General features: G+C 60.3%; 26 protein-coding genes. 15 read left to right on the forward strand and 11 right to left on the reverse strand.

The window, feature by feature from the left end; all coding sequences use genetic code 11:
• Positions 1–110: 110 nt before the first annotated feature.
• The 6 genes from V8N38_RS02375 to V8N38_RS02400 all read right to left on the reverse strand — a co-directional run bounded on the left by V8N38_RS02375 (position 111) and on the right by V8N38_RS02400 (position 6,752).
• Complete coding sequence (locus tag V8N38_RS02375) at positions 111–1,193, reverse strand: porin (RefSeq protein WP_147839695.1); 1,083 nt, start codon at positions 1,191–1,193, stop codon at positions 111–113.
• Between the two features lie 32 nt (positions 1,194–1,225).
• Positions 1,226–2,017: an ABC transporter ATP-binding protein gene (locus V8N38_RS02380; RefSeq protein WP_060435450.1), complete on the reverse strand. Its 792-nt coding sequence runs from the start codon at positions 2,015–2,017 to the stop codon at positions 1,226–1,228.
• Between the two features lie 15 nt (positions 2,018–2,032).
• The gene (locus V8N38_RS02385; protein ID WP_226908225.1) at positions 2,033–3,643 is read right to left on the reverse strand and encodes an ABC transporter permease; all 1,611 of its coding nucleotides are present in this window, start codon (positions 3,641–3,643) and stop codon (positions 2,033–2,035) included.
• Positions 3,644–4,238: 595 nt separating this feature from the next.
• Positions 4,239–4,928 carry a trehalose-6-phosphate synthase gene (locus V8N38_RS02390; protein WP_060422105.1) on the reverse strand — a complete coding sequence of 230 codons (690 nt, stop codon included), beginning with the start codon at positions 4,926–4,928 and terminating at the stop codon, positions 4,239–4,241.
• 13 nt (positions 4,929–4,941) lie between these two features.
• Positions 4,942–5,352, reverse strand: a complete 411-nt coding sequence (locus V8N38_RS02395) for a GNAT family N-acetyltransferase (RefSeq protein WP_147839696.1) — start codon at positions 5,350–5,352, stop codon at positions 4,942–4,944.
• A 29-nt stretch (positions 5,353–5,381) separates the two neighbouring features.
• Positions 5,382–6,752, reverse strand: a complete 1,371-nt coding sequence (locus V8N38_RS02400) for a glutamine synthetase family protein (RefSeq protein ID WP_147839697.1) — start codon at positions 6,750–6,752, stop codon at positions 5,382–5,384.
• 245 nt (positions 6,753–6,997) lie between these two features.
• On the opposite strand from V8N38_RS02400, the gene V8N38_RS02405 reads away from it, so the two are divergent.
• Positions 6,998–7,297 (forward strand): hypothetical protein, encoded by a 300-nt coding sequence (locus V8N38_RS02405; protein WP_077791580.1) that lies wholly within the window; start codon positions 6,998–7,000, stop codon positions 7,295–7,297.
• A gap of 424 nt (positions 7,298–7,721) precedes the next feature.
• Here V8N38_RS02405 and V8N38_RS02410 read toward each other — a convergent pair whose 3' ends face one another.
• Both V8N38_RS02410 and V8N38_RS02415 read right to left on the reverse strand, forming a co-directional pair.
• Complete coding sequence (locus V8N38_RS02410) at positions 7,722–8,120, reverse strand: hypothetical protein (RefSeq protein ID WP_371935051.1); 399 nt, start codon at positions 8,118–8,120, stop codon at positions 7,722–7,724.
• A 287-nt stretch (positions 8,121–8,407) separates the two neighbouring features.
• A complete protein-coding gene (locus V8N38_RS02415) occupies positions 8,408–8,860 on the reverse strand; it encodes a putative T6SS immunity periplasmic lipoprotein (RefSeq protein WP_147839698.1) in 453 nt (150 codons plus the stop codon).
• 405 nt (positions 8,861–9,265) lie between these two features.
• On the opposite strand from V8N38_RS02415, the gene V8N38_RS02420 reads away from it, so the two are divergent.
• Positions 9,266–9,616 (forward strand): type II toxin-antitoxin system RelE/ParE family toxin, encoded by a 351-nt coding sequence (locus V8N38_RS02420; RefSeq protein WP_147839699.1) that lies wholly within the window; start codon positions 9,266–9,268, stop codon positions 9,614–9,616.
• Between the two features lie 3 nt (positions 9,617–9,619).
• Positions 9,620–9,919 (forward strand): helix-turn-helix domain-containing protein, encoded by a 300-nt coding sequence (locus V8N38_RS02425; protein WP_019453270.1) that lies wholly within the window; start codon positions 9,620–9,622, stop codon positions 9,917–9,919.
• Here V8N38_RS02425 and V8N38_RS02430 read toward each other — a convergent pair.
• Positions 9,909–10,826 (reverse strand): LysR family transcriptional regulator, encoded by a 918-nt coding sequence (locus V8N38_RS02430; protein ID WP_049272489.1) that lies wholly within the window; start codon positions 10,824–10,826, stop codon positions 9,909–9,911. The two genes, V8N38_RS02425 and V8N38_RS02430, sit on opposite strands and share 11 nt — an antisense overlap.
• A 168-nt stretch (positions 10,827–10,994) precedes the next feature.
• On the opposite strand from V8N38_RS02430, the gene V8N38_RS02435 reads away from it, so the two are divergent.
• The 7 genes from V8N38_RS02435 to V8N38_RS02465 all read left to right on the forward strand — a co-directional run bounded on the left by V8N38_RS02435 (position 10,995) and on the right by V8N38_RS02465 (position 18,227).
• Positions 10,995–11,693 (forward strand): CoA transferase subunit A, encoded by a 699-nt coding sequence (locus V8N38_RS02435; RefSeq protein WP_049212496.1) that lies wholly within the window; start codon positions 10,995–10,997, stop codon positions 11,691–11,693.
• 11 nt (positions 11,694–11,704) lie between these two features.
• Complete coding sequence (locus tag V8N38_RS02440) at positions 11,705–12,358, forward strand: CoA transferase subunit B (protein WP_025305151.1); 654 nt, start codon at positions 11,705–11,707, stop codon at positions 12,356–12,358.
• Positions 12,359–12,372: 14 nt separating this feature from the next.
• On the forward strand, positions 12,373–13,557 hold the full coding sequence (locus V8N38_RS02445; protein WP_060440837.1) for an acetyl-CoA C-acetyltransferase: 1,185 nt from the start codon (positions 12,373–12,375) through the stop codon (positions 13,555–13,557).
• 18 nt (positions 13,558–13,575) lie between these two features.
• On the forward strand, positions 13,576–14,499 hold the full coding sequence (locus V8N38_RS02450) for a 3-hydroxyacyl-CoA dehydrogenase family protein (RefSeq protein WP_060422138.1): 924 nt from the start codon (positions 13,576–13,578) through the stop codon (positions 14,497–14,499).
• Positions 14,500–14,544: 45 nt separating this feature from the next.
• The gene (locus V8N38_RS02455; protein ID WP_147839700.1) at positions 14,545–15,936 is read left to right on the forward strand and encodes a GntP family permease; all 1,392 of its coding nucleotides are present in this window, start codon (positions 14,545–14,547) and stop codon (positions 15,934–15,936) included.
• 12 nt (positions 15,937–15,948) lie between these two features.
• Entirely contained in the window at positions 15,949–16,719 is a 771-nt protein-coding gene (locus V8N38_RS02460) for a 3-hydroxybutyrate dehydrogenase (RefSeq protein WP_049202335.1), read from the forward strand.
• A 371-nt stretch (positions 16,720–17,090) separates the two neighbouring features.
• Positions 17,091–18,227 (forward strand): porin, encoded by a 1,137-nt coding sequence (locus V8N38_RS02465; protein ID WP_038878347.1) that lies wholly within the window; start codon positions 17,091–17,093, stop codon positions 18,225–18,227.
• Positions 18,228–18,265: 38 nt separating this feature from the next.
• Here V8N38_RS02465 and V8N38_RS02470 read toward each other — a convergent pair whose 3' ends face one another.
• A complete protein-coding gene (locus V8N38_RS02470; RefSeq protein WP_019453262.1) occupies positions 18,266–19,087 on the reverse strand; it encodes an AraC family transcriptional regulator in 822 nt (273 codons plus the stop codon).
• Between the two features lie 120 nt (positions 19,088–19,207).
• On the opposite strand from V8N38_RS02470, the gene V8N38_RS02475 reads away from it, so the two are divergent.
• From V8N38_RS02475 to V8N38_RS02485, 3 genes are all read left to right on the forward strand, one after another.
• Positions 19,208–19,585: a hypothetical protein gene (locus V8N38_RS02475; protein WP_049202336.1), complete on the forward strand. Its 378-nt coding sequence runs from the start codon at positions 19,208–19,210 to the stop codon at positions 19,583–19,585.
• Between the two features lie 10 nt (positions 19,586–19,595).
• Positions 19,596–20,471: a helix-turn-helix domain-containing protein gene (locus V8N38_RS02480; protein ID WP_060422155.1), complete on the forward strand. Its 876-nt coding sequence runs from the start codon at positions 19,596–19,598 to the stop codon at positions 20,469–20,471.
• A 233-nt stretch (positions 20,472–20,704) separates the two neighbouring features.
• Positions 20,705–21,625 (forward strand): L,D-transpeptidase family protein, encoded by a 921-nt coding sequence (locus V8N38_RS02485; protein ID WP_038878352.1) that lies wholly within the window; start codon positions 20,705–20,707, stop codon positions 21,623–21,625.
• Between the two features lie 92 nt (positions 21,626–21,717).
• Here V8N38_RS02485 and V8N38_RS02490 read toward each other — a convergent pair whose 3' ends face one another.
• Positions 21,718–22,134 (reverse strand): MarR family winged helix-turn-helix transcriptional regulator, encoded by a 417-nt coding sequence (locus V8N38_RS02490; protein ID WP_060422158.1) that lies wholly within the window; start codon positions 22,132–22,134, stop codon positions 21,718–21,720.
• Positions 22,135–22,317: 183 nt separating this feature from the next.
• On the opposite strand from V8N38_RS02490, the gene V8N38_RS02495 reads away from it, so the two are divergent.
• Both V8N38_RS02495 and V8N38_RS02500 read left to right on the forward strand, forming a co-directional pair.
• Positions 22,318–22,905, forward strand: coding sequence for a non-oxidative hydroxyarylic acid decarboxylases subunit B (locus tag V8N38_RS02495; RefSeq protein ID WP_147839701.1), 588 nt, complete (start codon positions 22,318–22,320; stop codon positions 22,903–22,905).
• A gap of 2 nt (positions 22,906–22,907) precedes the next feature.
• The gene (locus V8N38_RS02500) at positions 22,908–24,335 is read left to right on the forward strand and encodes a non-oxidative hydroxyarylic acid decarboxylases subunit C (RefSeq protein ID WP_060440832.1); all 1,428 of its coding nucleotides are present in this window, start codon (positions 22,908–22,910) and stop codon (positions 24,333–24,335) included.
• Positions 24,336–24,337 lie beyond the last annotated feature (2 nt).

The following is a 24,337-nucleotide window of genomic DNA, read 5'->3' on the forward strand; positions in this document are numbered from 1 at the left end:
ATAGGCATCATTTTATGGAAATATAAACCTGAGTTAAACGAGAGAATAAGGGGGCGGACGAAAGTTAAATCATGAACCGGCCGGAGAGCGCCCTCCGGCCGGGATGGGGATCAGAACTGATACATGATGCCGGTTTCGACGATGTCGTCGGCGCCGGCGCCGACGGCGTTCTGCCGTTGCAGCAGGTTGAGTTTGTACTCTACGTAGGTCGACATGTTGGCGTTGAAGCAGTAATTCAGTGCCAGATCCAGGTATTTGACCAGATCGGCGTCGCCAATGCCGGGCAGGTTGCGACCGCGCGTTTGCAGGTAGGCCAGCGAGGGCGTGACGCCGGAATCGAAGTGATACTGCGCGACCGCCTCAATAGCGTCCGCGCGGGGGGCGAAGCCGGCGTAGCGATCGCCGTCGACGTAGGTCATGTTCTCGGTGCGCGCGTAGCTTGCCGCCAGGTAGAGGTTGTCCTGGTCGTATTTCAGCCCCAGCGTCCAGGCCCGGGCGCGATCGCCGTCAGCCAGGCCGAAGCGCTGTTGCGCCAGCGTGCGCGCAGAGTTGGCGTAGGCGGCGCCAACGTTGAGCCCCACGCCGGTGTCGTAGGTGGCGGAAAAGGCGTAGCCATCGCCGTTTTGCGTCTGGATATCCTTCGCCCGTTGAGCGTCGTCCCCCCGATTCTTCCCCTGATATTGCAGGCCGAGATCCAGGCCGTCGACCAGGCCGCCCAGGCTGCGGTTGTGGTAGGTCAGCAGGCCGTTGGCGCGGCCGGTCATAAAGTTGTCGGCCGCTTCGTAGCTGTCGTTGCCGAATTCAGGCAGCACGTCCGTCCAGCCGGCCACGTCATACAGCAGGCCATAGTTGCGGCCGTAATCCAGGCTGCCCCAGTGGCCGAACGTCAATCCGGCGAAGCCCAGGCGGGTATAGCTGTCGCCCGGCCCGGCGCTTTCCGGCTGATCGAGCCCTGCCTGATATTCCCACTGCCCATATCCCGTCAGCGCGTCGCCGATCTGCGTCTCGCCTTTGAAACCGAAGCGGGTATAGGAGCGGTCGCCGTTATTGTCGGCGTCGCTGCTGAAGTAATGCACGCCGTTCAGCTGGCCGTACAGATCCAGTTTATTGCCGTCTTTATTGACGATTTCCGCGCCGCTGGCGGCGGCCGGCAGCAGGATGAGCAGCGTCATCAGCACGCTTTTATGGTTCATTTCAGTTCCCCAAGTGGATGAAAACAGGGCCGTTAACCGGCCGATTGCGCTTGCGCGATTTTTTTGTACAGACAGCTGCGGATCCGATCGGTGAGGTGCCGCAGGCTTTCCCGGTTGCGCGCCGCACGCGGGAGGTTGACGCTGAATTCGTCGTCGATCCGTTTGCTGGTTGCGTCCAGGATCAGCACCCGATCGGACATCAGCACCGCTTCTTCGACGTCGTGCGTCACCATCACCATGGCGCGCGTGCGCAGCCGGTTGTCTCCCCACAGCGCCAGCAGGTCGCCCCGCAGTTTTTGCGCGGTAAAGATATCGAGGGCGGAGAAGGGTTCGTCCAGCAGCAAGAGGTCGGGCTCTACCGCCAGCGCCCGGGCGAAGCCCACCCGTTGACGCATGCCGCCCGAGAGCTCGCGCGGCCAGGCGTGCTCATAGCCGGTCAGGCCCACCAGGCGCAGCAGCGCTCCCAGCCGCTCGGCGATCGTCTGCGGCGGCAGCCGTTGCGCCAGCAGCCCGAAGGCGATGTTGTCGTACACCGTTAGCCAGGGATAGAGCGCGTAGGACTGAAACACCATGCCGACGTTGGTGCTCGGGCCGTCGACCGGTTTGCCCGCCAGCGTGAGCGTGCCGCTGTCCGCTGGGATCAGCCCGGCCAGCATGCGCAGCAGCGTGGACTTGCCCGAGCCGGATTGCCCCAGAATGGTGACGAACTCGCCGGCGTGCACGGTCAGCGTCACGTCGCGCAGCACGGGTTTGGGGCGCTTGTTTTCGCCGATAAACGTCTTGTTCAGCCGGCGGGCGCTGATAATCACGTCTTGAGTCACCATGTGGTTCCCCCTTGATCAGTCATATTTGAATTTGGTTTCCGCGATGCGATACAGCGGTTGCCAGACGAAGATGATGCACAGCGCCACCAGCGCGCACATGGCGGCGCAGCCCAGCGCGGACTCCGGGTTCTTGCCGGCGTCGGTGACGACGGAAATGAACGCGCCCAGCCCGGTGGCGCTGAGGGTGGTGCTGCCCCACTGGATCACCTCGGCGGCGATGGCGCTGTTCCAGGCGCCGCCGGCGGCGGAGATGATGCCCGTCACGATGTAGGGGAAGATCGCCGGCAGCATGTAGTAGCGCCACCAGCGGAAGCGGCGCAGGCCGAAGGTTTCGCTGACTTCGGTGATCTGCGTCGGAATGGCGGAAACGCCGGCGATCACGTTAAACAACACGTACCACTGGGTACCCAGCATGATCATCGGGATGGCCCACCAGCCGAGATCCTGATGATAAATGGCGATGAAGGCGGCGATCAGCGGGTAGAAAATGTTGGGCGGAATGGCCGCCAGGATCTGGATGATCGGCTGGAAGATCTTCACCAGCCGCGGATTCATGCCGATCCACACCCCCAACGGCGTGAAGATCGCCACGCTGAGCAGCATGGCCGCGGCCACGCGCGCGGTGGTGAGCAGCATCCATTCCGGCAGCATGGCGAAGTACTGTTTGGGGAAGTATTCCCACAGCCGGTAACCGAACCAGACGCAGGCCAGCACCACGCCGAGATACCACAGGCTGCGCCACAGCCAGTTTCCCTTGGCGGCGAGTCTGAACAGGCGGTGCAGGCCGAGGGCGTACCACAGCCGCGGCAGCTTGAACAGCCACAGGTCAGCCAGCGCGCGCAGCGTGCGGCCGAGCGCCGTGCCGACGTGCGAGAAGGCCAGGCTGTTGTAGAACCACGGATTGCCGAGCGGCCGGCTGGCGGTGACGTCTTCGTATTTGAAGCGCGCGGTATAGCGCACCAGCGGGCGGAAAACCAGCTGATCGAGCAGCACGATGTTGGCGGCCAGCGCGACGATCGCATACAGGATCGCCGGCACGTTCTGCTGCGCCAGCGCTTCGGCGATGTAGGAGCCAACGCCGGGCAGTTCGACCGAGCGATCGCCGACCGGAATGGCTTCAGAGGCCACCAGGGCGAACCAGGCGGCGGATTGCGACACCATGGCGTTCCACAGCAGGCCCGGCACCGAATAGATGAACTCCAGCCGCCAGAAGCGTTGCCACGGGTTGTAATTGAAGCTGCGGGCGGCTTCATCCAGCTCCTTGGGCACGATGCGCAGCGTCTGATACAGCGTCAGCATCATGTTCCAGGCTTGGCCGGTAAACACCGCGAAGATGGCGGTGCACTCCAGCCCCATCACGCTGTGCGGGTAGAGGTTGAGAAAATACACGGTCGTGAAGGTCAGGAACCCCACCAGCGGCACCGACTCCATAAAGTTGACGAAGGGCAGGATCACCCGGCGCAGCGGCGTATAGCGCGCGGCCAGCACGGCGAATACCACAGAAAACAGCAGCGACCAGGCCATGCCGAGGAGAAAGCGCATGCTGGTTCTGAGCGAATAATAAAGCAGGTTCCAGGCATCAAGACTGATGGCAGAGACGTTTTGTTCATTGAAGTCACCGTGCATGTCACCCCAGGCACGAATAAAAAAGGCAATGAAAAAAACACCGATGGCGATAACGATAAAGTCGTTTAAATAAGACTTTCTGAAAATAGATGTACCCCGGTTATTTTGCATAACGCAATACCTTATTTTTCCCATAAGAAATCCGTCGGCGCTCGGGGAATATGCCCGGCGACACCAGATAAATACCGCCGTAGCGGTTGAGACAGACGTTGTTTTCGCAGCGGGGCGATGGGTGGGCCGGCAGAGCGGGAAAGGCCGTCAGAAGGGGAGCGGTTGCCGCATTCCGTGTCTTTCAGAATGCAACCTGGATGGCATTACTGAAAGACGCCCAATAGCATTAGCGTAAAACTAAAACTTTCATCGCCCATGGGGCCCTCCTCGGTTTAAATATGGCAGGGAGAGGGTAATGTGTTTCACTAATAAAAAGCAATTGGTGGAATAGGGTTTTTACGGTTGATATGTAACAGGATGAATATTCATTTTTTAATCGCTATATCCGGAAAATGAAATAACGCATGGTGATGGCAATAAAGGCGGTAAAAATAAATCGCGGCGAAATAAAACGGCGCGCCTGAAGGGGGCGCGCCGCCGTAAATCAATAAACCTGCCTGCCGTTGATGCCGGCGGGGAAAATGCCGGTGGCGAACAGATGCCCGTTGGCCTGGATCTGATCGTCGGGCAGCATCTCCAGCGGGAACTCGGCCGCCAGGCAGCTGAGAAAGGCGTTGCGATCGTCCGTGGTGGTAAAGCCGATCAGATCGTAGAACAGCAGCGAAGCGATCAGCTGGCGATGTTCCGGGATGCGCCGCAGCAGCGCCGCCGACGGGAACGGCAGGTGGAAGAAGAACGCGCAGGCGTTCAGCAGCCCTTGCTCCTTCAGCGCCTGGGCGCAGGGCAGCAGCTGATAGTCGTCGATGCAGACGATGTCGCCGGGGCACAGGTGCTCGCAGGCGATATCGGCAAAACGGCGGTTCAGCTGCCGGTAGGCGCGGTAGTTTTCCGGCGTGAAATGCGCCTTCTCCGGCTGGTTGTGGAACACCGGCCACAGGCCGTCGTGGTAATAGCCCTGATAGTGGCGGCGGAACTCCTCGATCGACAGCGGAAAGGTCACCTGATCGTAACCGGCGCGCTGCCGGCAGCTGATCGGGCGCTGCGCGAAATTCTGCACGTCGCCGTTCCAGCCGAGCCACAGCCCCGGCTCGGCGTCGGCCGCCAGCGTCTGGCCGGCGCAGGCCAGATCCTTACCGTCGCACTGCTTGTTGGAAATCAGCACCAAACGAGACATGGGGGCCTCCTTATCAGTGAAGGGCGCGCAGGGCGTGCGCCGAACCATCGGCGCGCCAGGGCGCCTGCAGCGCGGGCAGCGTGACGCGCAGGCCGCGCAAGGCCGGATGCGCCAGGCAGCAGCGCGTCAGCCAGCTTCCCAGCCCGACGCCGCGGTATTCGGCGCTGACGAACAGTTCGCTCACCGACGCGAAGGTGGCGTAATCGGTCACCATGCGGGCGAAGCCGAGCAGGTGGCGCTTGCGGTACAGCCCGAAGCACAGGCCGTGGTGCACCAGGCGCTCGGCCGCCGCCCGATCCGGCAGGCTGAGGAAACGTTGGATCGCCTCGATATCCAACAGCTGCCGATCGGTGCTGATATGAAAAACGCCTTTGCGCCAGCAGAGCAGCGGCTGCACGGGCGTCCGTTGCGGTTGCATATTCATGATTATCCTTAGGTTAATGAACCGGGTGGTTACAGCATCCAGCCGAGTTCGGCGGCGGTGACCTGTTCCTCGAAGCGGCGCAGTTCGGCGCTTTTGCAGGTGTGCCACAGGGTGCAAAACGCCGGGCCGAGCAGCTCACGCAGCGGATCGCTGTGGCGGAACAGCGCCAGCGCCTCCTGTTGGCCGAGCGGCAAGGGCGCGGCGTTGTCGCTCTCGCAGCCGTTGGCTGCGGGCGGCAGTGGCAGCGGGTTTGCCAGCCCGTGCAGCAGGCCGCCGAGCATCACCGCCAGCGCCAGGTAGGGGTTGGCGTCGGCGCCGGCCAGGCGATATTCGATGCGCTGGTTGGCGCTGTCGGCGCAGGGCAGGCGCAGCGCCACCGTGCGGTTGTTGTGGCCCCAGGAGGCGCGCAGCGGCACGTGCATGCCAGGGCGGAAGCGGCGGAACGCGTTGATGTTGGGCGCCAGGATCGCCATCGACGCCGGCATCAGCGCTAGCATGCCTGCCATCGCCTGCTGCATGTTGTCGCTCAGTTCGCCCGGCGCGCCGGTCAGCAGGTTCTCGCCGTGCTCGTCCTGCAAACTGATGTGGAAATGCAGCCCGCTGCCGGCGGCGTGGGCGCAGGGCTTGGCCATAAAGCAGGCATGCTGGTGATGTTGCTCGGCAATCTGCCGCGTCAGGCGTTTCAGCGCCATGATCTGGTCGCAGGCTTCCAGCACACGCCGGCTGTGATGCAGATTCAGCTCGTATTGGCCAGAGGCGGCTTCGGCCACCACGCCGGTCAACGGCAGGTTTTGCAGGCGGGCGTGCCGTTCGATGTCGCTCAGCAGCGCATGGTGACGTTCCGGCGCATCCACCGCGAAGCTCTGCGTTGGGCAGGTTTCCGCCTCGGCGGGGTGCTGCGGATCCTGCAGGTAGAACTCCAGTTCGGCCGCCACCACCGGGAAGCAGTTGCGCTCGTGCAGGTGCTTCAGCACCCGTTGCAGCACCACGCGCGGCTCCAGCTCGCAGGCGCCGCCGTCGGCGTTTTGCATCGTCAGCAGCAGTTGGGCGTGGCGTTCGGGATCGCGCGCGCAGGGGCGCAGCGTGCCGGGCACCGGCAGGCACAGACGGTCCGGCTCGCCCGCCCGTTGCCCCAGCCCGCTTTCTTCAATCACCCGGCCGTGCAGATCCAGGGCGTAGATCGACAGCGGAAAGTAGCAGCCTTTCTCCAGCCCAAAGGCTTCGGCGATCGGCAGCCGCTTGCCGCGCAGCTGGCCGTTCAGATCGTGCAGATAAATATCCAGCTGTTCGGTCTGCGGATAGCGCTGCAGGTAGTGTTCCAGCTCTTTGTGGAAGGCGCGCGTTGGCGAAGCGGGCAGCTCCGCCAGCAGCGGATTGAAGCCGATGATATTAGAATGCATGGCGCGCTCCAGAACGACGGCCGGTCACGGCCAGAGGCAGGGATAAACGCATGGGACAACTCTCTTGTAAGGCCATAGCGGCGATGTGAAAAGGGTATCTGCGGCGGCAAAAACTGTCTGTAAAAACGCCGTAACGTTAACGGGGCGCGGAATAAAAATGCCGTAAAGAGTACGGCGGCGTTGGCGGGTTGGCCGCGCCGGCACGGTCTATACTGGCGAAACGGGCCGTTGAAGGAGAGATAACGATGAAGAGAATAGGGCTGCTTATCGCCGCGCTGGCCGCGTTCAACGCCACCGCGTCTTCCCCACAGGCGTGGGCCGAGAGCGAAAGGGCGATGCGCGCCGCCTGCCTGAAAGCCAGCGGGCTAAAAAACGCCAGGGTGGAAGGGGCGATCGTTCACTACGGCGATGACGTCGGCTATTCGGCGCTGTTTATCGGCGGGCGCTACCCGCAGCCGTTTATGAAAAACAAGCCGGGCAGGGAGCTGTGCTTATATCAGCGCGCCACGCAGAAGGCGGCGGTGCAGGCGGTGGAGGGGGATTAGACCGACTTCAGGAGATAGCTCAGGAGACACATGATGATTAAGAGTGCTCCTTGTAGCATTAATAGTCTGAAATCATTACGGATCCAACTTTGTAGCCTTGGTGATGAAGCAGTTCGAACGAAGTCGTAGGTTTTGGGGCTTAGCCAAACGTTGCGAGTCAGTTTTAATTTCCGGTTGTTCAAAATCCAACGAAACCACTGGGCTTTTAGTGAAACACCGATGAAGTTAAGGTTGTCCGCTATCACGACAAAAAGTGGAACAGGGTGTTTACTCACCACATAGTGTTGATAAAAGAGATCAAACTCTTTTTTATGAAGTCGATAGTAAATAAATTGGATAATAGCGATAAGAAGGCAAAGAAAGAATAGTAATACCACTAAGAGTTTTATCTCTTTTATGTAAGACTCAATATAATTGATCATTTTTATACGTTGATTTTGATGAAATAAATAAAAATACAGCCCACGGTGGTAATAATGGCCTCTACGAGCAAAAGTATAAAATCCATCGCCAGCCACTTCTGTAGCTCAGGAGAGGCAGTTTTTTGCACGAAATCGTAGGTTTTCGCATCGAGCAAAACTTGATCCTTTATTTTTATTTTTTTCCTTTTCAGAATCCAAAGAAACCACTGTGCTTTCAATGAGGTTCCAAGCATGCCGAGGCTATCGGCAAAGGCGACGTAGGGCGGAATAAAATGTCCGCTGCCGGCGTAACGTTGATAGAAAGCGTCAAACTCTTTTTTATGGCGACGGTAACCAATGAACTGGATGAAGGCGCTTAAAACCAGCAATATCAAACACGATATGACGATAAATTTCATCATTCACCTACCACTAACGTCGTCAAATAATCGGAACCCATGCCACCGAGTGTGGATCCTGCTGCGCCTCCTATAGCGGCTCCAGCGATACCACAAACGATCACACCTGTTCCTGCTGTTGCTGCACCCAACACAATTGAACAGGCTGCAATCGCAAGACCTGCACCTGCATTCCCTGCCCAAATCCCCGCCGCAGTACTTGCCGCAAAATGACTGTATCCCTTCACCGCGATCTTGGCGCCCTCCTGTTCGCGGCCGAAGTATCATCTGAAAATACAATGATGGGTAGCTTAATGATCGCTACGTAATAGTGTCTTTCCATTATGCTCGATGCTCAAAGTAAAGGTTCTCATGTATTTACGCCTTTCCGTATCGTTATTCATCGAGACGCCGAGCAAGACCGAGTATTCTCCCGCAGCCCAGTTTACTTGCGGATAAGTGACGCATTGCCCTGGTTTCAGTTCAGGCAACGGAGTGACTTCTGGTGAGGTCCAGACGATATGCCATTGCCGTTGTTCCTGTCGTGAGACGATCATTCCCCGGTTTTGCAGGCTGTCGCCGCTGCGAACACTGTTGATGGGCACGGCAAAGCAAGGTTGGTTGTCTTTTAGCGAGACATCCAACGGATGGTACCAGGGGGGAGTGGATTGACAGCCATTCAGTAGCAGTGCGCATAGCAAAGAGAGATAAAATCGGTGTTCACCGGCCGTAAGTTTTCTGGCGTTTCCGTGAGTTGTGGCCATGGTTTTAATCCGTTAAAACATGAAAAAACACCATAGCGAAAGTTCAGACATGATTAACCCACTTTGTCGCAATCTTTTGCGTTCGCTCACAAGACGGAAAGGCAAAGGCGTGTTGGGTGCAATCTATTGATTGATATGAAAAATGATTTTATTTCTTTTATATATATTCAAAAATAAAAACGCCGGGTTGCGTGCTTTATTGCCTCGCCAAATCCGCATGTTTTCTTCTCTGGCCGATACTGATCTCGCTGTTCCCGTATCTCGTCGCATTCCATGCTCAAGCCGCAAGACAATCACCACTGTTTTTTCGAGCTGCCAGGCAAAACGCCAATGGCGGTCTGGAGAAAATTATATATTCTGGTCTATCGTCTTGTCATAGATTGTACTATATAATCAGGAGATGCCATGTGGATGGTAATGACAACGGAAGAGTTTGATCGGTGGCTCTGTGAACAGGATGAATCGACGCAGGAAAAGGTGTTGGCCGCGCTGGTGATGCTCGAGCGTGCAGGGCCTTCTCTTCGGCGGCCTTTTGTCGACGTGCTGAAAGGCTCGCTGCATTCCAACATGAAAGAGCTGCGTATTCAGCACAAAGGGCGGCCGATTCGCGCTTTTTTCGCCTTTGATCCGGCGCGGCAGGCGATTGTGCTGTGTGCGGGCGACAAAACGGGTAATGAGAAGCGGTTTTATAAAGTGATGCTGCCCATCGCGGATGCGCAGTTCACCCAATATTTGATGTGTTATTTCAAGGAGTAACCCATGAGCACCTTAAAGCAACTGCTGGCCTCCCGCACCCCGGAGAGCCGCCGGCGCATCGAGGAAATGGCCGAAGAGATGCTGTTTGAAGCGCACCTGCACCAGCTGCGGGAAGCGCTGAATATTTCCCAACAGGAGCTGGCGAAAACGCTGGGCATTTCCCAGCCTTCTGTCGCGGCCATCGAAGGGCGCGGCAATGAGCTGAAGATTTCGACCCTGAAACGCTACGTGGAAGCGATGGGCGGCACGCTGCGCCTGGACGTTGAGCTGCCGGGCGGCAAGCACGTCGGGTTTACGGTTTAAGCGCAGGCTGCCCGCCACTCCCCGCCATTTCCCGTTCGATCACCGTCGCCAGCGCCTGCGCGGCGGAAGAGAGTTGGTGCTGCGCCAGGCGGATCAGGCCCACGCGCCGTTCGATAATCGGGCCGATCAGCGGCACGCAGACTGCCCCCAGCTCATCCATCTGTTTCTCGCACAGCGCCGGTACCGCGCTGGCGCCGAGGCCGTTGGCCACCATGCGGCCGACCGTCACCAGTTGGTGGCTTTCAAACGCCACCTCCAGCGTTCGCCCGCTGCGGGCCAGCTCCTGCTCCAGCAGCAGCCGCACCGCCGATGGCCGCTGCAGGGTGATGAAATCCAGCGTCAGCAGCTCCTTCCAGCTCACCTGCGCCTTGCGCGCCAGCGCCGAATCCTTCGGCACCACCGCCAGAAAGCGATCGCGGCACAGCGGGGTGAAGTGCAGGGTGTCGCTCGGCTCCGGCTCGAAGGCGATGCCCATCTCCACCCGCCCTTCGCGGATCATTTCAAATACCTGCTCGTTGATGACGTCGTGCACCGCCACGTTGATGCCGGCGTAACGATCGCGAAACGCCTTGAGGATCGGCGGCAGCGGGTTGCCGGCGAACGATGGCATGGCGGCGATCGCCACCTTGCCCATCTGCAGGGTGAAGCGCTGGCGCATTGCCTCTTCCGCGTTATCCCAATCCGCCAGCAGCTGGCGCGCCATCGGGAAGAAGGTTTCCCCCTCCGGCGTCAGCGTCACCCGGCGGGTGGTGCGCAGCAGCAGCGGCCCGCCCAGCGCGTCTTCCAGCCCACGGATCGCCAGGCTGAGCGCCGGCTGAGAAATATTCAGCCGCTCGCTGGCCTGGGCGAAGTTCAGAGTGTGAGCTACCGCTAAAAACGCGCGTAACTGTTTGATGCTCATTTTCATTTTGGCTGGCGTTAACTCTTTGTTAATTGTCGGTTAACGAATAATTAATAAAAATTCTAAATGAATGCGGCATAAAAACAAAATTAACAAATCATTTTTGTGACCTGAAGATGCCCTCACGCAAGCCAGGGCATTTCGCCCTGCGCCGCAACATGCAGGGGCAACGATATGGCAGGGCTCGACAAACGCGTCGGCAGCTACCAGGAAGCGCTGGCAGGCCTGACGGACAACATGACGGTGCTGGCGGGCGGCTTTGGCCTGTGCGGCATCCCGGAAAACCTGATCGAAGAGATCCGCCGGCGCGGCGTGCGCGGGTTGACGGTGGTCTCCAACAACTGCGGCGTCGACGGGTTCGGCCTCGGGCGGCTGCTGGAAACCCAGCAGATCCGCAAGGTGGTGGGATCTTACGTCGGCGAAAACGCGCTGTTCGAGCAGCAGGCGCTCAGCGGCGAGCTGGAGGTGGATCTCACGCCGCAGGGCACGTTGGCGGAGAAGATCCGCGCCGGCGGCGCCGGTATCCCGGCGTTCTTCACCGCCACCGGTTACGGCACGCCGATCGCCGAAGGCAAAGAGGTGCGCGAGTTCAACGGCCGCCCTTACATCATGGAAACCGCCATCACCGGCGATTTCGCCATCGTTAAAGGCTGGAAGGCCGATCACTTCGGCAACGTCATCTACCGCCACACCGCACAGAACTTCAATCCGCTGATGGCGACCGCCGGGCGCATCACGGTGGTGGAAGTGGAAGAGATCGTCGCGCCGGGCGAGCTGGATCCGGCGGCGATCCACACCCCCGGCATCTACGTCGATCGGCTGATCCAGGGCACCTTCGAGAAGCGTATCGAACAACGCACCCTGCGGGCATAAGGAGAATTTGCATGCTTACCCGTGAACAAATGGCGCAGCGCGTGGCGCAAGAGCTGCGGGACGGTTACTACGTCAACCTGGGCATCGGCATCCCGACGCTGGTGGCCAACTATGTGCCGGCGGGCATGGACGTGATGCTGCAGTCGGAAAACGGCCTGCTGGGGATGGGCGAGTTCCCGACCGAGCAGCAGCTGGACGCCGACATGATCAATGCCGGCAAGCAGACGGTCACCGCGCGCCTCGGCGCGTCGATCTTCGATTCGGCGCAGTCGTTCGCCATGATCCGCGGTGGCCACGTCGATCTGACCGTGCTGGGGGCGTTTGAAGTGGACGTCGAGGGCAACATCGCTTCGTGGATGATCCCCGGCAAGATGGTCAAGGGCATGGGCGGTGCGATGGATCTGGTGGCGGGGGCGGAGAACATCATCGTGGTGATGACCCACGCCGCGAAGGGCGGCGAGTCCAAGCTGCTGCCGCGCTGCACGCTGCCGCTGACCGGCGCCAACTGCATCCGCAAAGTATTGACCGATCTGGCCTATCTGGAAATTGAAGACGGCGCCTTCGTGCTGCGCGAGCGCGCGCCGGGCGTCAGCGTGGCGGAGATTGTCGCCAAAACCGCCGGCCGGCTGATCGTGCCGGAGCAAGTGCCGGAAATGCGTTTCTGAATCGGGAGGTGAATGTGCAACAACGTGAAGTGGTGATCGTGGCGGCAACGCGCACGCCGGTCGGCAGTTTTCACGGCGCGCTGGCGCCGTTGACGGCGGTGGAACTGGGCACGGCGGCGGTGCAGGGGCTGCTGGCGCAAAGCGGGGTGGCGCCGCAGCAGATTGATGAAGTGATCCTCGGCCAGGTGCTGACCGCCGGCTGCGGGCAGAACCCGGCGCGCCAGACCGCGCTGAATGCCGGGCTGCCCGTTACGACGCCGGCGCTGACCATCAACAAGGTGTGCGGCTCCGGTTTGAAGGCGGTGCATCTGGCGGTGCAGGCGATCCGCAGCGGCGACGCCGAGGCGGTGATTGCCGGCGGCCAGGAGAGCATGAGCCAGTCGCCTTACCTGATGGCCGGCGCGCGCGCCGGCCTGCGCCTCGGTCACGCGCAGATGGTGGACAGCGTGATCCACGATGGCCTGTGGGACGCCTTCAACGACTATCACATGGGCATCACCGCCGAGAACCTGGCGGAGAAATACGCCATCAGTAGAGAAGAACAAGACAGGTTCGCGCTGCGCTCGCAGCAGAAGGCGCAGGCGGCGCAGCAGGCCGGGCGTTTCGCGCAGGAGATCACGTCGGTGACGGTGCCGAAGCCGAAGGGTGAGGCGCTGAGTGTGGGGCACGACGAACAGCCGCGCGACACCAGCCTGGAGGCGCTGGCGCGGCTGCGCCCGGCGTTTCGCAAGGAAGGCACGGTGACTGCCGGCAACGCTTCGTCGCTCAACGACGGCGCCGCCGTGGTGCTGCTGATGAGCGCGGAAAAAGCCGCCACGCTGCGCTTGCCGGTGCTGGCGCGCATCGCCGGTTACGCTTCGTCGGGCGTCGATCCGGCGATCATGGGCATCGGCCCGGCGCCGGCCGCGCGGCGCTGCCTGGAGAAAGCCGGCTGGCGGCTGGAGGAGGTCGATCTGATCGAAGCCAATGAAGCCTTCGCCGCGCAGGCGCTGGCGGTGGGCAAAGAACTGGGCTGGGAGGCGGAGCGGGTCAACGTCAACGGCGGGGCGATCGCGCTGGGGCATCCGATCGGCGCGTCCGGCTGTCGCATTTTGGTGTCGCTGCTGTACGAAATGCAGCGCCGCGGGGTGAACAAGGGGCTGGCGATGCTGTGCATCGGCGGCGGGCAGGGCGTGGCGCTGGCGGTAGAGCGCCCGTAAACAACCGAGGAGGGCACGATGCAGTCATCTGATTATGCGGTACTGGGCGCCGGATTGATGGGGGTGGGCATCGCCACCCACTTTATTCGCCACGGCCATGAGGTGCTGCTGTATGACCCGGATCCGCAGCGGCGGGTGGAGGCGCCGGCGGTGGCGAGCGGCATTCTGGCCGAGCTGAGCGACGTCGGGCAGTTTGATAACGCTGAGCGCGACGCGGCGCTGGCGCGCCTGCGCGTGACCGGCGAGCTGAACGACGTGGCGCGCGCCCGGCTGCTTATTGAGGCGATCCCGGAACGGCTCGAGCTGAAGCACGCGCTGTATGAGCAGTTGGAAGGGCTGATCGCCGACGACGCGGTGATTGCCAGCAACACCAGCGGCCTGCCGCCGGACGAGCTGGCGGCGCGCATGACCCACCCGCAGCGCCTGCTGATCGCCCACTTCTGGCACCCGCCGCACCTGATCCCGCTGGTGGAGATCGTGCCCGGCCGCGCCACCGATCCGCGCCATCTGGCGGCGGTGCAGGCGCTGCTCGGCGGGATGGCGCTGGAGGCGGTGCTGCTGGAGCGCGCCGCGCCGGGGTTTGTCGGCAACCGGCTGCAGTTTGCGGTGCTGCGCGAGGCGCTGCACATCGTCCACAGCGGCATCGCCAGCGCCGAGGTGGTGGATCAGGTGATGCGCGCCTCGCTGGGGCGGCGCTACGCCATGGTCGGCCCGCTGGAGGCCGCTGACATGACCGGGCTGCCGACGGTGGCGGACATCGCTCGCCACCTGTTCCCTGAACTGGCGACCGGCGACGAGATGATGGCGTTGGTGGAACAGCGGCTGCAGCGCGGCGATACCGGCCAGCGCAGCGGCCGGGGATTTTATCTTTGGGATGACGCACGCAGGGAACGCATTCAACGGCGACGGGCGCATCAGCTGCGCTTTGCGCTGAAACCGTAATTTCGCACTCCGTACCTGACAATAACAACGATACTGAGGTGACCGATGAGCGTTTTGATTGCCCTGGCAGCACTGGGATTACTGATGCTGGCCGCCTATCGCGGCTACAGCGTGATTTTGTTCGCCCCGATCGCCGCGCTGGGCGCGGTGCTGTTGACCGATCCCGGCGCGGTGGCGCCGACTTTCACCGGGCTGTTTATGGAGAAGATGGTCGGCTTCGTGAAGCTCTACTTCCCGGTGTTCCTGCTGGGGGCGGTGTTCGGCAAGCTGATCGAGCTGTCCGGCTTTTCCCGTTCGATCGTCGCGGCGGCGATCCGCATTCTCGGCCGGCGTCACGCCATTCCGGTGATCGTGCTGGTGTGCGCGCTGCTGACCTACGGCGGGGTGTCGCTGTTCGTGGTGGCGTTCGCGGTCTATCCGTTTGCCGCCGAGCTGTTCCGCCAGAGCGGTATCCCCAAGCGGCTGATCCCGGCCACCGTGGCGCTCGGCGCCTTCTCCTTCACCATGGACGCCTTGCCCGGCACGCCGCAGATCCAAAACATCATCCCGACCAGCTTCTTCGGCACCAATGCCTGGGCCGCGCCCTGGCTGGGGCTGATCGGCTCGCTGTTCATCATCGCGGTCGGTCTGCTGTATCTTGAACGCCAGCGGCGCAAGGCGCAGCTGAAGGGAGAAGGGTACGGTACCGATCTGCTGAACGAGCCGGAAACCCCGGACGACATCAACCTGCCGAACCCGCTGATCGCTATCCTGCCGTTGATTTTGGTCGGGGTATTCAACCTTGGCTTCACCCATTGGATCCCGCAGTGGTACGGCGCCAACCACGAGCTGACGCTGCCGGGGCTGGCCAAGCCGATCACCACCGACGTGGCGAAGATCACCGCCATCTGGGCGGTGGAAGCGGCGCTGGTGTCGGGTATTCTGCTGGTGGTGGTGTTCGGCTTTCGCAATATTCGCGGCCGGCTGGCGGAAGGCAGCAAGACGGCGGTCGGCGGCGCGATCCTGGCGGCGATGAACACCGCCTCCGAATACGGCTTCGGCGCGGTGATCGCCGCGCTGCCGGGCTTTTTGGTACTGTCGCAGGCGCTGTCGGCGATCCCCAACCCGCTGCTGAACGAAGCGATCAGCGTCACCCTGTTGGCCGGCATCACCGGATCGGCTTCCGGCGGCATGAGCATCGCGCTGGCGGCGATGTCCGACAGCTTTATCGCCGCCGCCCATGCGGCACAGATTCCGCTGGAGGTGCTGCACCGGGTGGCCTCGATGGCCAGCGGCGGCATGGACACCTTGCCGCACAACGGCGCGGTGATCACCCTGCTGGCGATCACCGGCCTCAGCCACCGGCAGGCCTATGGCGGCATCTTCGCCATCACCCTGATCAAGAGCGCCGCGGTGCTGTTCGTGATCGGCGTGTTCTACCTGACCGGCATTGTTTAAAGGAGCGATACCATGAGTGTACAAGGCAAAACCGCGCTGGTGACCGGCTCGACCAGCGGCATCGGCCTCGGGATAGCGTCTGTGTTGGCCGCAGCCGGCGCGCGCGTGATCCTCAACGGCTTCGGCGACGTGGAGCAGGCGCAAGCGCAGGTCGCGCGGCTGGGTGCCGCGCCGGGGTATCACGGCGCCGATCTCGGCGATGCGGGCCAGATAGCGGACATGATGCAGTATGCCGAACGCGAGTTCGGCGGCGTGGACATTTTGGTGAACAACGCCGGCATTCAGCACGTGGCGCCGCTGGATCAGTTCCCGGTGGAGAAATGGAACGCCATCCTCGCCATCAACCTGTCGGCGGTGTTCCACACCTGCCGATTGGCGCTGCCGGGGATGCGCGAACGCAACTGGGGGCGTATCATCAACGTGGCGTCGGTGCACGGGCTGGTGGCGTCGAAAGACAAGTCGGCCTATGTGGCGGCCAAGCACGGCGTGGTGGGGCTGACCAAGACGCTGGCGCTGGAGACCGCGCGCACGCCCGTCACCTGCAACGCCATTTGCCCCGGCTGGGTGCTGACGCCGCTGGTGCAGCAGCAGATCGACAAACGTATTGCCGCCGGGACCGACCCGCAGCGGGCGCGCGATGAGCTGTTGGCGGAGAAGCAGCCTTCGCAAGCGTTCGTCACGCCAGAGCAGCTCGGCGAGCTGGCGCTGTTCCTGTGCAGCGATGCGGCGGCGCAGGTGCGCGGCGCCGCCTGGAACATGGACGGCGGTTGGCTGGCACAGTAGTGAATTCTCTCTCTCGGAGCGCGCAACGCGCTCCGTCGTTATTTCCCGCCATCAGTTAATTCCCCTGCGTGACGGTTTACCTGCGGCAATAATATTTATTTGTTATTTGCTATTTTTATTCCCGGATAATCACGCCGGTTTATTTTGGGTGAAACGTGCGGATTGGTTTATTTCGTGCTGCGGTTATTACATTATTTTTCTTCGCGTTACAGATGAACACGTTTTTGCTGAAATTAAATCCAACCTGAAATAATGACAGGTTATGGCGTGAATTTTTATATCTTGCGTGCGCTGTTCACATCGGTTAATTATTTCTGCGTGGCTTAAGACCACCGTGTTTATAACAATAATTTTTTCGGGCAGGGGTAATAATGAGAAAAAATACAACGCCAATATTCATTGGCGGCGTCTTGCTGTCGGCGTTATCCGCCGGCGCACAGGCCGAGATCACCATTCTGGATAAAAACCCGCAGAGCAATGTGTTGCTGGCGCCGCTCAGTATAAAAGTGGGCGGCAGCATTCGCCCCGAGTGGATCTTCAATAACGGCCCGGAGCCGGGCTATGACAAAAACGGCCACGACGGCGGCACGCGTTTTCGCTTCAGCGGCGACTATGCGCTGACGCAGGACACTTCGATCATCGGCTATTACGAGTGGGGCGTCGATCTGGCGCACGCGCTCAGCTGGGACGGGCACTATAACGAAGACGGCAAGCGCGACTATCAGCGCCAGCTGTACGCCGGTTTCAAAGACGATCGTTACGGCACCCTGACCTACGGCCATCAATACGGCATCTATTATTCGGTGGTCGGCATCAAAAGCGACGTCTGGGATAACGATGGCCATGCGGGCGGCACCGGCATCGGTATTTCCGGCGATTATGACGGCGGCAATAAACCGAAAAACAGCATCAAGTACACCAATGATTTTGGGCCGGTAACGCTGTATGCCAACTATTTATTGCCGGAAGACGATCTGCACACCGCGGATAACCTGATTTATCGCCGCAAGGGCGGGGGCGGGTTGGGCTTCGATTACAAGGTGACGAAAGATTTCACCTTCAGCGCGGCCTACAGTTATACCGATGCGAAGATCAAAGACAATCTGTACAGCGAAAAGGATTATCACCAGCAGCTGTCCGGCACCGCGTTGACCTGGCAGCCGAACAACTGGTACATCGTCGGCACCGCCAGCTACTACAAAGACTATGTGCCAAGCACCCGCCAGCGCACGCTGTCGCACTTCTTCGCCGGTGACGGCTACGGGCTGGAAGGCTTCGTCGGTTACACCTTCAATATCGACAAGCCATTCCTCAAATCGATCCAGCCTTACGTGGCGGCGGACTCGCTGCGGCTGAAAGGTGACGAGGCGTATCACGCCAACCACGTTTACCTCGGCGCGGGCACCACCATCGGTTACGGACTGTCGGTGTATGTGGAGCGCACGCTGGCCAACAGCAGCGACAACGAGCCGGACTCCACCTGGATTACGGTGTTCTACGACTTCTGATTCTCACCTGCTTCAAGCCGGCGCCTGCGCCGGCTTTTTCACATGGTAATTGCGCCGCCCAGGGTCTCTCCAGAGGCGTTTCGCTCCGCCAGGTAGCGCGCCGGCGGTTTGCCTACCGCCTTTCTGAACATGGTGACGAAGCCGCTGGCGCTCTCGTAGCCCAGATCCAGCGCCACCGTCTGTACGCTCTCGCCCTGCGTCAGGCGCTGCAGCGCCAGCATCACGTGCAGCTGGCGCCGCCAGTGGCCGAAACTCATGCCCATCTGCTGTTGCAAGGTGCGGCTGAGGGAGCGCTCGCTCATGCCGATGCGCTGCGCCCACTGCCCGAGGGTGGATTTGTCCGCCGGGCTGCTCAGCATGCCTTCGGTCAACTGCCGAATGCGTGCGTCGTCGGACACCGGCAGATGCAGGTTCTCGATCGGCGCGGCCGCCAGCTGGTCCAGCAATACCGCCGTCAGGCGCCCCTCGGCGCCCTGTTCGTCGTAGAGCGGCTCGAAGGTGCTGGCCTGCAGCAGCAGCTCGCGCAGCAGCGGCGAGACCGACAGCGTGCAGCAGTTCTGCGGCAGACCGGCGGCGGCATGTTGATCGACGAACAGGCAGTAGGCCTCGGTGGAGCCGGCGCCCTGAGCGTTGTGCAACACGTTGCCCGGCATCCACAGCGCGCACTGCGGCGGCACCAGCCACAGCCCGTTTTCCACTTCGCAGCGGATCATGCCGCGTACCGTGTAGATCAGCTGCGCCTTCTGATGGCGGTGCGGCTCGACTTCCCAGTCCTGCTCGAGGGTCGAACCTTGCAGGGCAAACAGCGGGCGCGGCACCTGATCGATATCCAGACAGTGGCGGGGGATCTGTACTTTCATGAGAACAATTCTCAATTTGGCGGAATTGAAAAGTATTATGTCCTGATTGCGCAATGTGGTCTAGCGCCGGTGCCGATAAAGTAAGCGCCAGTCCTAAACCATTTCCTGAGGAAACTGATTATGTCATTGGATACCGCCGATTTTCCGCTGGTATGGATGCGCCAAAACGGGCGCGATACCCAGGCCGAACTGGCCGAATTCAGCGCGCTGCTGGCGCGCGCCGAACCCTTTGTCCTGATGACCGACCGCAGCGTCGGCGATGAAGAACAAGAACATGACCGCGATGCCCGCACCCAGGTCGCGCTGTGGAAGCGCGATAACCGTGAGGCGCTGAAGCTGTGGGTGAAAGGCATGATCATGCTGGAACCGGACGACGCCAAACGCGCGGCGGCGGAAGAATTCGCCGAATACGGCGCCAAGTTCTGGGGCTATCCGGTGCTGGTGGCCGCCGATGAAGCCGCAGGGCGGGTATTGGCGCAGACATTATTGTTAAAATAAGGGGAATACCATGCACCAGCAACAGGTGATTGAACAGCTGCTGGCCTGGATCGAGCAGAGCCTGGATCAGCCGCTGACGCTGGACGACATTGCCGCCAAGTCCGGCTACTCCAAGTGGCATTTGCAGCGGATGTTCAAGCAACATACCGGCCATATTCTCGGCACTTACGCCCGCCGCAGAAGGCTGACCGCCGCCGCGCGCGAACTGCGCCTGACCGGCACCAGCGTGGCCTGCATCGCTGATACTTACCAGTTTGATTCGCAGCAGACCTTCACCCGTTGCTTCCGCAAACAGTTCGGTCTGCCGCCGGCCAGCTATCGCCGCAGCCAGGATTGGTCGAGCTACGGCCTGCAGCCGCCGCTGCGGCTGACCGAAACGCCGTTGCCGCAGGCCGACATCGTGACGCTGCCCGCCATGCAGCTGGTGGGCAACACCCAGCGCCGCAGCTTTACGCTGGGGCAGCTGGCGGCCTCCAAGTGCGAGCTGCGCCGCCACGCCTGGCGGCAACTGCTGCAGCCGCAGGCGCTGCCGGAGGTGGTATACGGCCTCACCAGTCTGGAGGTCGACAGGCAACGCCGGGGTAATCCGCGCATGGCCTATACCGCCGCTCTGCCGGACGAAGGGGCGATGGGGGAGCGGGTGATTATCGAACAGGGGGAGTATGCCCGTTTCACCTATCAAGGGCAGGCGGAAGGGTTACAAAACTTTATCGTGCGGCTGTACGACACCGCGATGCCGCAGATGAACGCCGTCCGCCGGCCGGGGCAGGATATTGAGCGTTTCTACCCGGCGCAGGAGGGCAGCTGCCCGCTCGGCGGCGCGGCGATCCGCTGCGAATATCTGATCCCTATTCGGCGGGTGGAAGCGTTGGCCGCCGCCGGTTAGGCGGCGGTTCTCGCAAAAAATCGCCTTCGTGGCGCGTCAGGTTACAAAAAATTGCGATATTACATCGGTAATGGTTCACACTTTGATTGATGTGCACATATAATGCGCATCCGGTCAAATCCCCCCTGGTTTTTCAGGCCGCAGCGCCGTTGGCTGCCGGCTGAAATGCAATGGGGTAAAGTGGCCGTAGAAACCGATACCCATAATCGCCAGTGGCCTTGACCAACACGAAGATGAAAATGAGCATTCGCGCGTTATTAACCCTGTTTACGGCACTGGTTGCATTCAGCCAGGCTGCCTTCGCCGTCGTCTACCCGCTGCCGCCAAAAGACAGCCGTTTGGTGGGCGAGAATATCCAAATCACCGTACCGGAAGACAGCAAACTGCCGCTGGAAAGCTTCGCCGCCCAGTATCAGATGGGGCTGAGCAACATGCTGGAGGCCAACCCGGGCGTGGATCCGTTCCTGCCGAAGGCCGGCAGCACCCTGACCATCCCGCAGCAGCTGATCCTGCCGGACGCGCCGCGTGAAGGCATCATCATCAACAGCGCCGAGATGCGTCTGTACTACTACCCGAAAGGATCTAACACCGTGGTGGTGCTGCCGATCGGTATCGGCCAGCTGGGTAAAGACACCCCGCTGAACTGGACCACTACCGTACAGCGCAAGAAAGACGGCCCGACCTGGACGCCGACCGCCAAGATGCGCGCCGAATATGCGGCCGACGGTGAAATCCTGCCTGCGGTGTTCCCGGCCGGCCCGGATAACCCGATGGGGCTGTATGCGCTGTATGTTGGCCGCCTGTATGCCATTCACGGCACCAACGCCAACTTCGGCATCGGCCTGCGCGTGAGCCACGGCTGCGTGCGTCTGCGCGCCGACGACATCAAGTACCTGTTCGAGAAAGTGCCGGTCGGCACCCGCGTGCAGTTCATCAACGAACCGATGAAAGCCACCGTCGAGCCGGACGGCTCGCGCTACGTGGAAGTGCACAACCCGCTGTCGGCCAACGAAGAGCAGCTGCAATCGAAAGATCCGGTGCCGCTGACCATTTCCGCGCCGGTCGGCAAAGTGCTGATGGACGCCGGCGTCAACCAGAGCGAAGTGGACGCGGCGATCAAGGCCCGTTCCGGTATGCCGGTGAAAGTGAACTGATTGCCTCGGGCTTCAGTGAACGCGATAAAAAGACGCCTGCGGGCGTCTTTTTTTATGGCTGTTGAATCTTTATCTCTGCCGAGAGGGTTAATTTATTTTTTTCCCACCATCGTCTGTAAAGCGAAAAGCGCCGACTCATATTGCTCTTTATTGACCCGTTCAAGGTACCTGTTATCAATCGCGTCGGCGATTGGGCGGCTGGCTTCGAACAGCGCCTGTCCCGCAGGCGTCAGGTAAATAAATCGGCGGCGCTTGTCCTGCTCGCCTGCTTCACGCTTTAACAGACCTTTCCCTTCCATTCGGCTGAGTAATTCAGCCAGCGCGGCTTTACTGCTGATTGCCGCCTCCATTAACTCGACTTGCTCAATACCCGGAGTTTCTGAAACGGTGGCCAGAATGGAATATTGCTGTTTACTGAGTTCAGGGAGCGATTTCTGCCATTGAGAACTATGATCCTGAAGCAACTCGCGGATGAGATGGAAAAAAGTATTGGCCAGCGTTCTGTTCATACGTTTATTCCTTAAGAGGAAAAAAGCGAGCAATAATATCAATATAACAAAACTGACCGCTAAGAGATACTTGCCCTGGCAGGTCGTTCGTTTACGAACGGTTACATCTTGCCCGCTTGTTTTATCCCGATCCCAGGGCTAGATTTGACATATTGTTCGTATACGAACTTTGTCGAGGTAGGCATGAGATTAACGATCGCGATGACGGGTGCTACCGGGGCACCGCTCGGTACGGCGCTTCTCCAGGCCCTGAAAGATATCGAAGGTATAGAGACGCATTTGATCTTGAGCCGGTGGGCCAAAAAGACCATTGAACTTGAAACAAAGCACAGCCTACGTGACGTGATGGCGATGGCTGATGTCACACACAGTGCGGCCGACCAGGCCGCCACGATCTCCTCGGGTTCATTTCGCATGGATGGCATGATCATTATTCCCTGCAGCATGAAAACGTTGGCGGGAATTCGCGCGGGTTATGCCGAGGGGCTTATTGGCCGAGCGGCGGATGTCATGATTAAAGAAGGGCGGAAGCTGGTGTTGGTTCCAAGGGAAACGCCGCTGAGCGCCATCCACCTGGAAAATATGCTGGCGCTCTCGAAGCTGGGCGTTTCATTGGTCCCCCCGATGCCCGCTTATTATAACCATCCCACTCATATTGATGACGTCACCGATCATATTGTCGCACGGGTTCTGGACCAGTTTGGCCTTGATTACAGCCGGGCAAAACGCTGGGCTGGATTAAAAAAAGAGGTTTACAGTCAGGAGGGTTAAATATGGCTTATGACGATCTTCGAAGTTATTTGGCGGCATTGGATAAGGCCGGGCAATTACTCGACATTGCCGAGGAGGTGCAGGCGGAACCGGATATCGCCGCGGCGGCCAACGCCACCGGAAGAATCGGTGAGGGCGCCCCCGCCATTGCATTCAGGAACATTAAAGGCTTTGAACATGCGCATGTGGTGATGAACACCCTCGGCTCATGGCAGAATCACGCCATCGCGCTGGGCCTGCCGCCGACCACGCCGGTGAAACAGCAAATCGATGAGTATATTCGCCGCTGGGATCATTTCCCTGTCTCTGCAGAGCGCCGCGATAATCCTCCCTGGGCGCAAAATGAGGTCAACGGCGAGGAGATTAATCTGTTTGAAATCCTGCCGTTGTTTCGCCTAAACGACGGCGACGGCGGTTTTTATCTGGATAAGGCCTGCATCGTTTCCCGTGATCCTGAAGATCCCGCTCATTTCGGCAAGCAAAACGTCGGCATTTACCGTATGGAGGTGAAGGGCAAACGCAAGCTGGGTTTGCAACCGGTGCCGATGCACGACATCGCGCTGCATCTGCATAAAGCCGAAGAGCGCGGAGAGGATCTGCCGATTGCCATTACGCTGGGCAACGATCCCATCATTACGCTGATGGGGGCGACGCCGTTGAAATACGATCAGTCGGAGTATGAGATGGCCGGCGCCCTGCGCGAAAGCCCCTATCCGATAGCGACGGCCCCTTTGACCGGCTTCGATGTGCCGTGGGGGTCTGAAGTGATCATCGAAGGGGTGATTGAAGGCCGCAAGCGCGAGATTGAAGGCCCGTTCGGCGAATTTACGGGCCATTATTCCGGTGGCCGCAACATGACGGTGGTGCGTATCGATAAGGTTTCTTACCGAACACGGCCGATTTTTGAATCCCTGTATCTGGGCATGCCCTGGACAGAAATCGACTATCTGATGGGGCCGGCCACCTGCGTGCCGTTGTATCAGCAGCTGAAAGCCGAGTTTCCGGAAGTGCAGGCGGTCAATGCGATGTATACCCACGGGCTGCTCGTCATCATTTCCACCAAAAAGCGTTACGGCGGCTTCGCGCGCGCGGTGGGGATGCGGGCAATGACCACGCCGCACGGATTGGGCTATGTGAAAATGGTGATCATGGTCGATGAGGATGTCGATCCCTTCAATCTGCCGCAGGTCATGTGGGCGCTGTCCGCCAAGGTCAATCCGGCCGGCGATCTGGTGCAATTGCCGAACATGTCCGTGCTGGAACTGGATCCCGGCTCCAGCCCCGCGGGGATTACCGACAAGTTGATCATCGACGCGACAACGCCGGTGGCTCCGGATGCGCGTGGCCACTACAGTCAGCCGGTCAAGGATTTACCTGAGACCGCCCTGTGGGTGGATAAATTAACCGCCATGTTGGCTAACCGTCCTTAAGG

Source organism: Serratia nevei, assembly GCF_037948395.1.
GTDB classification, from domain to species: Bacteria; Pseudomonadota; Gammaproteobacteria; order Enterobacterales; family Enterobacteriaceae; genus Serratia; species Serratia nevei.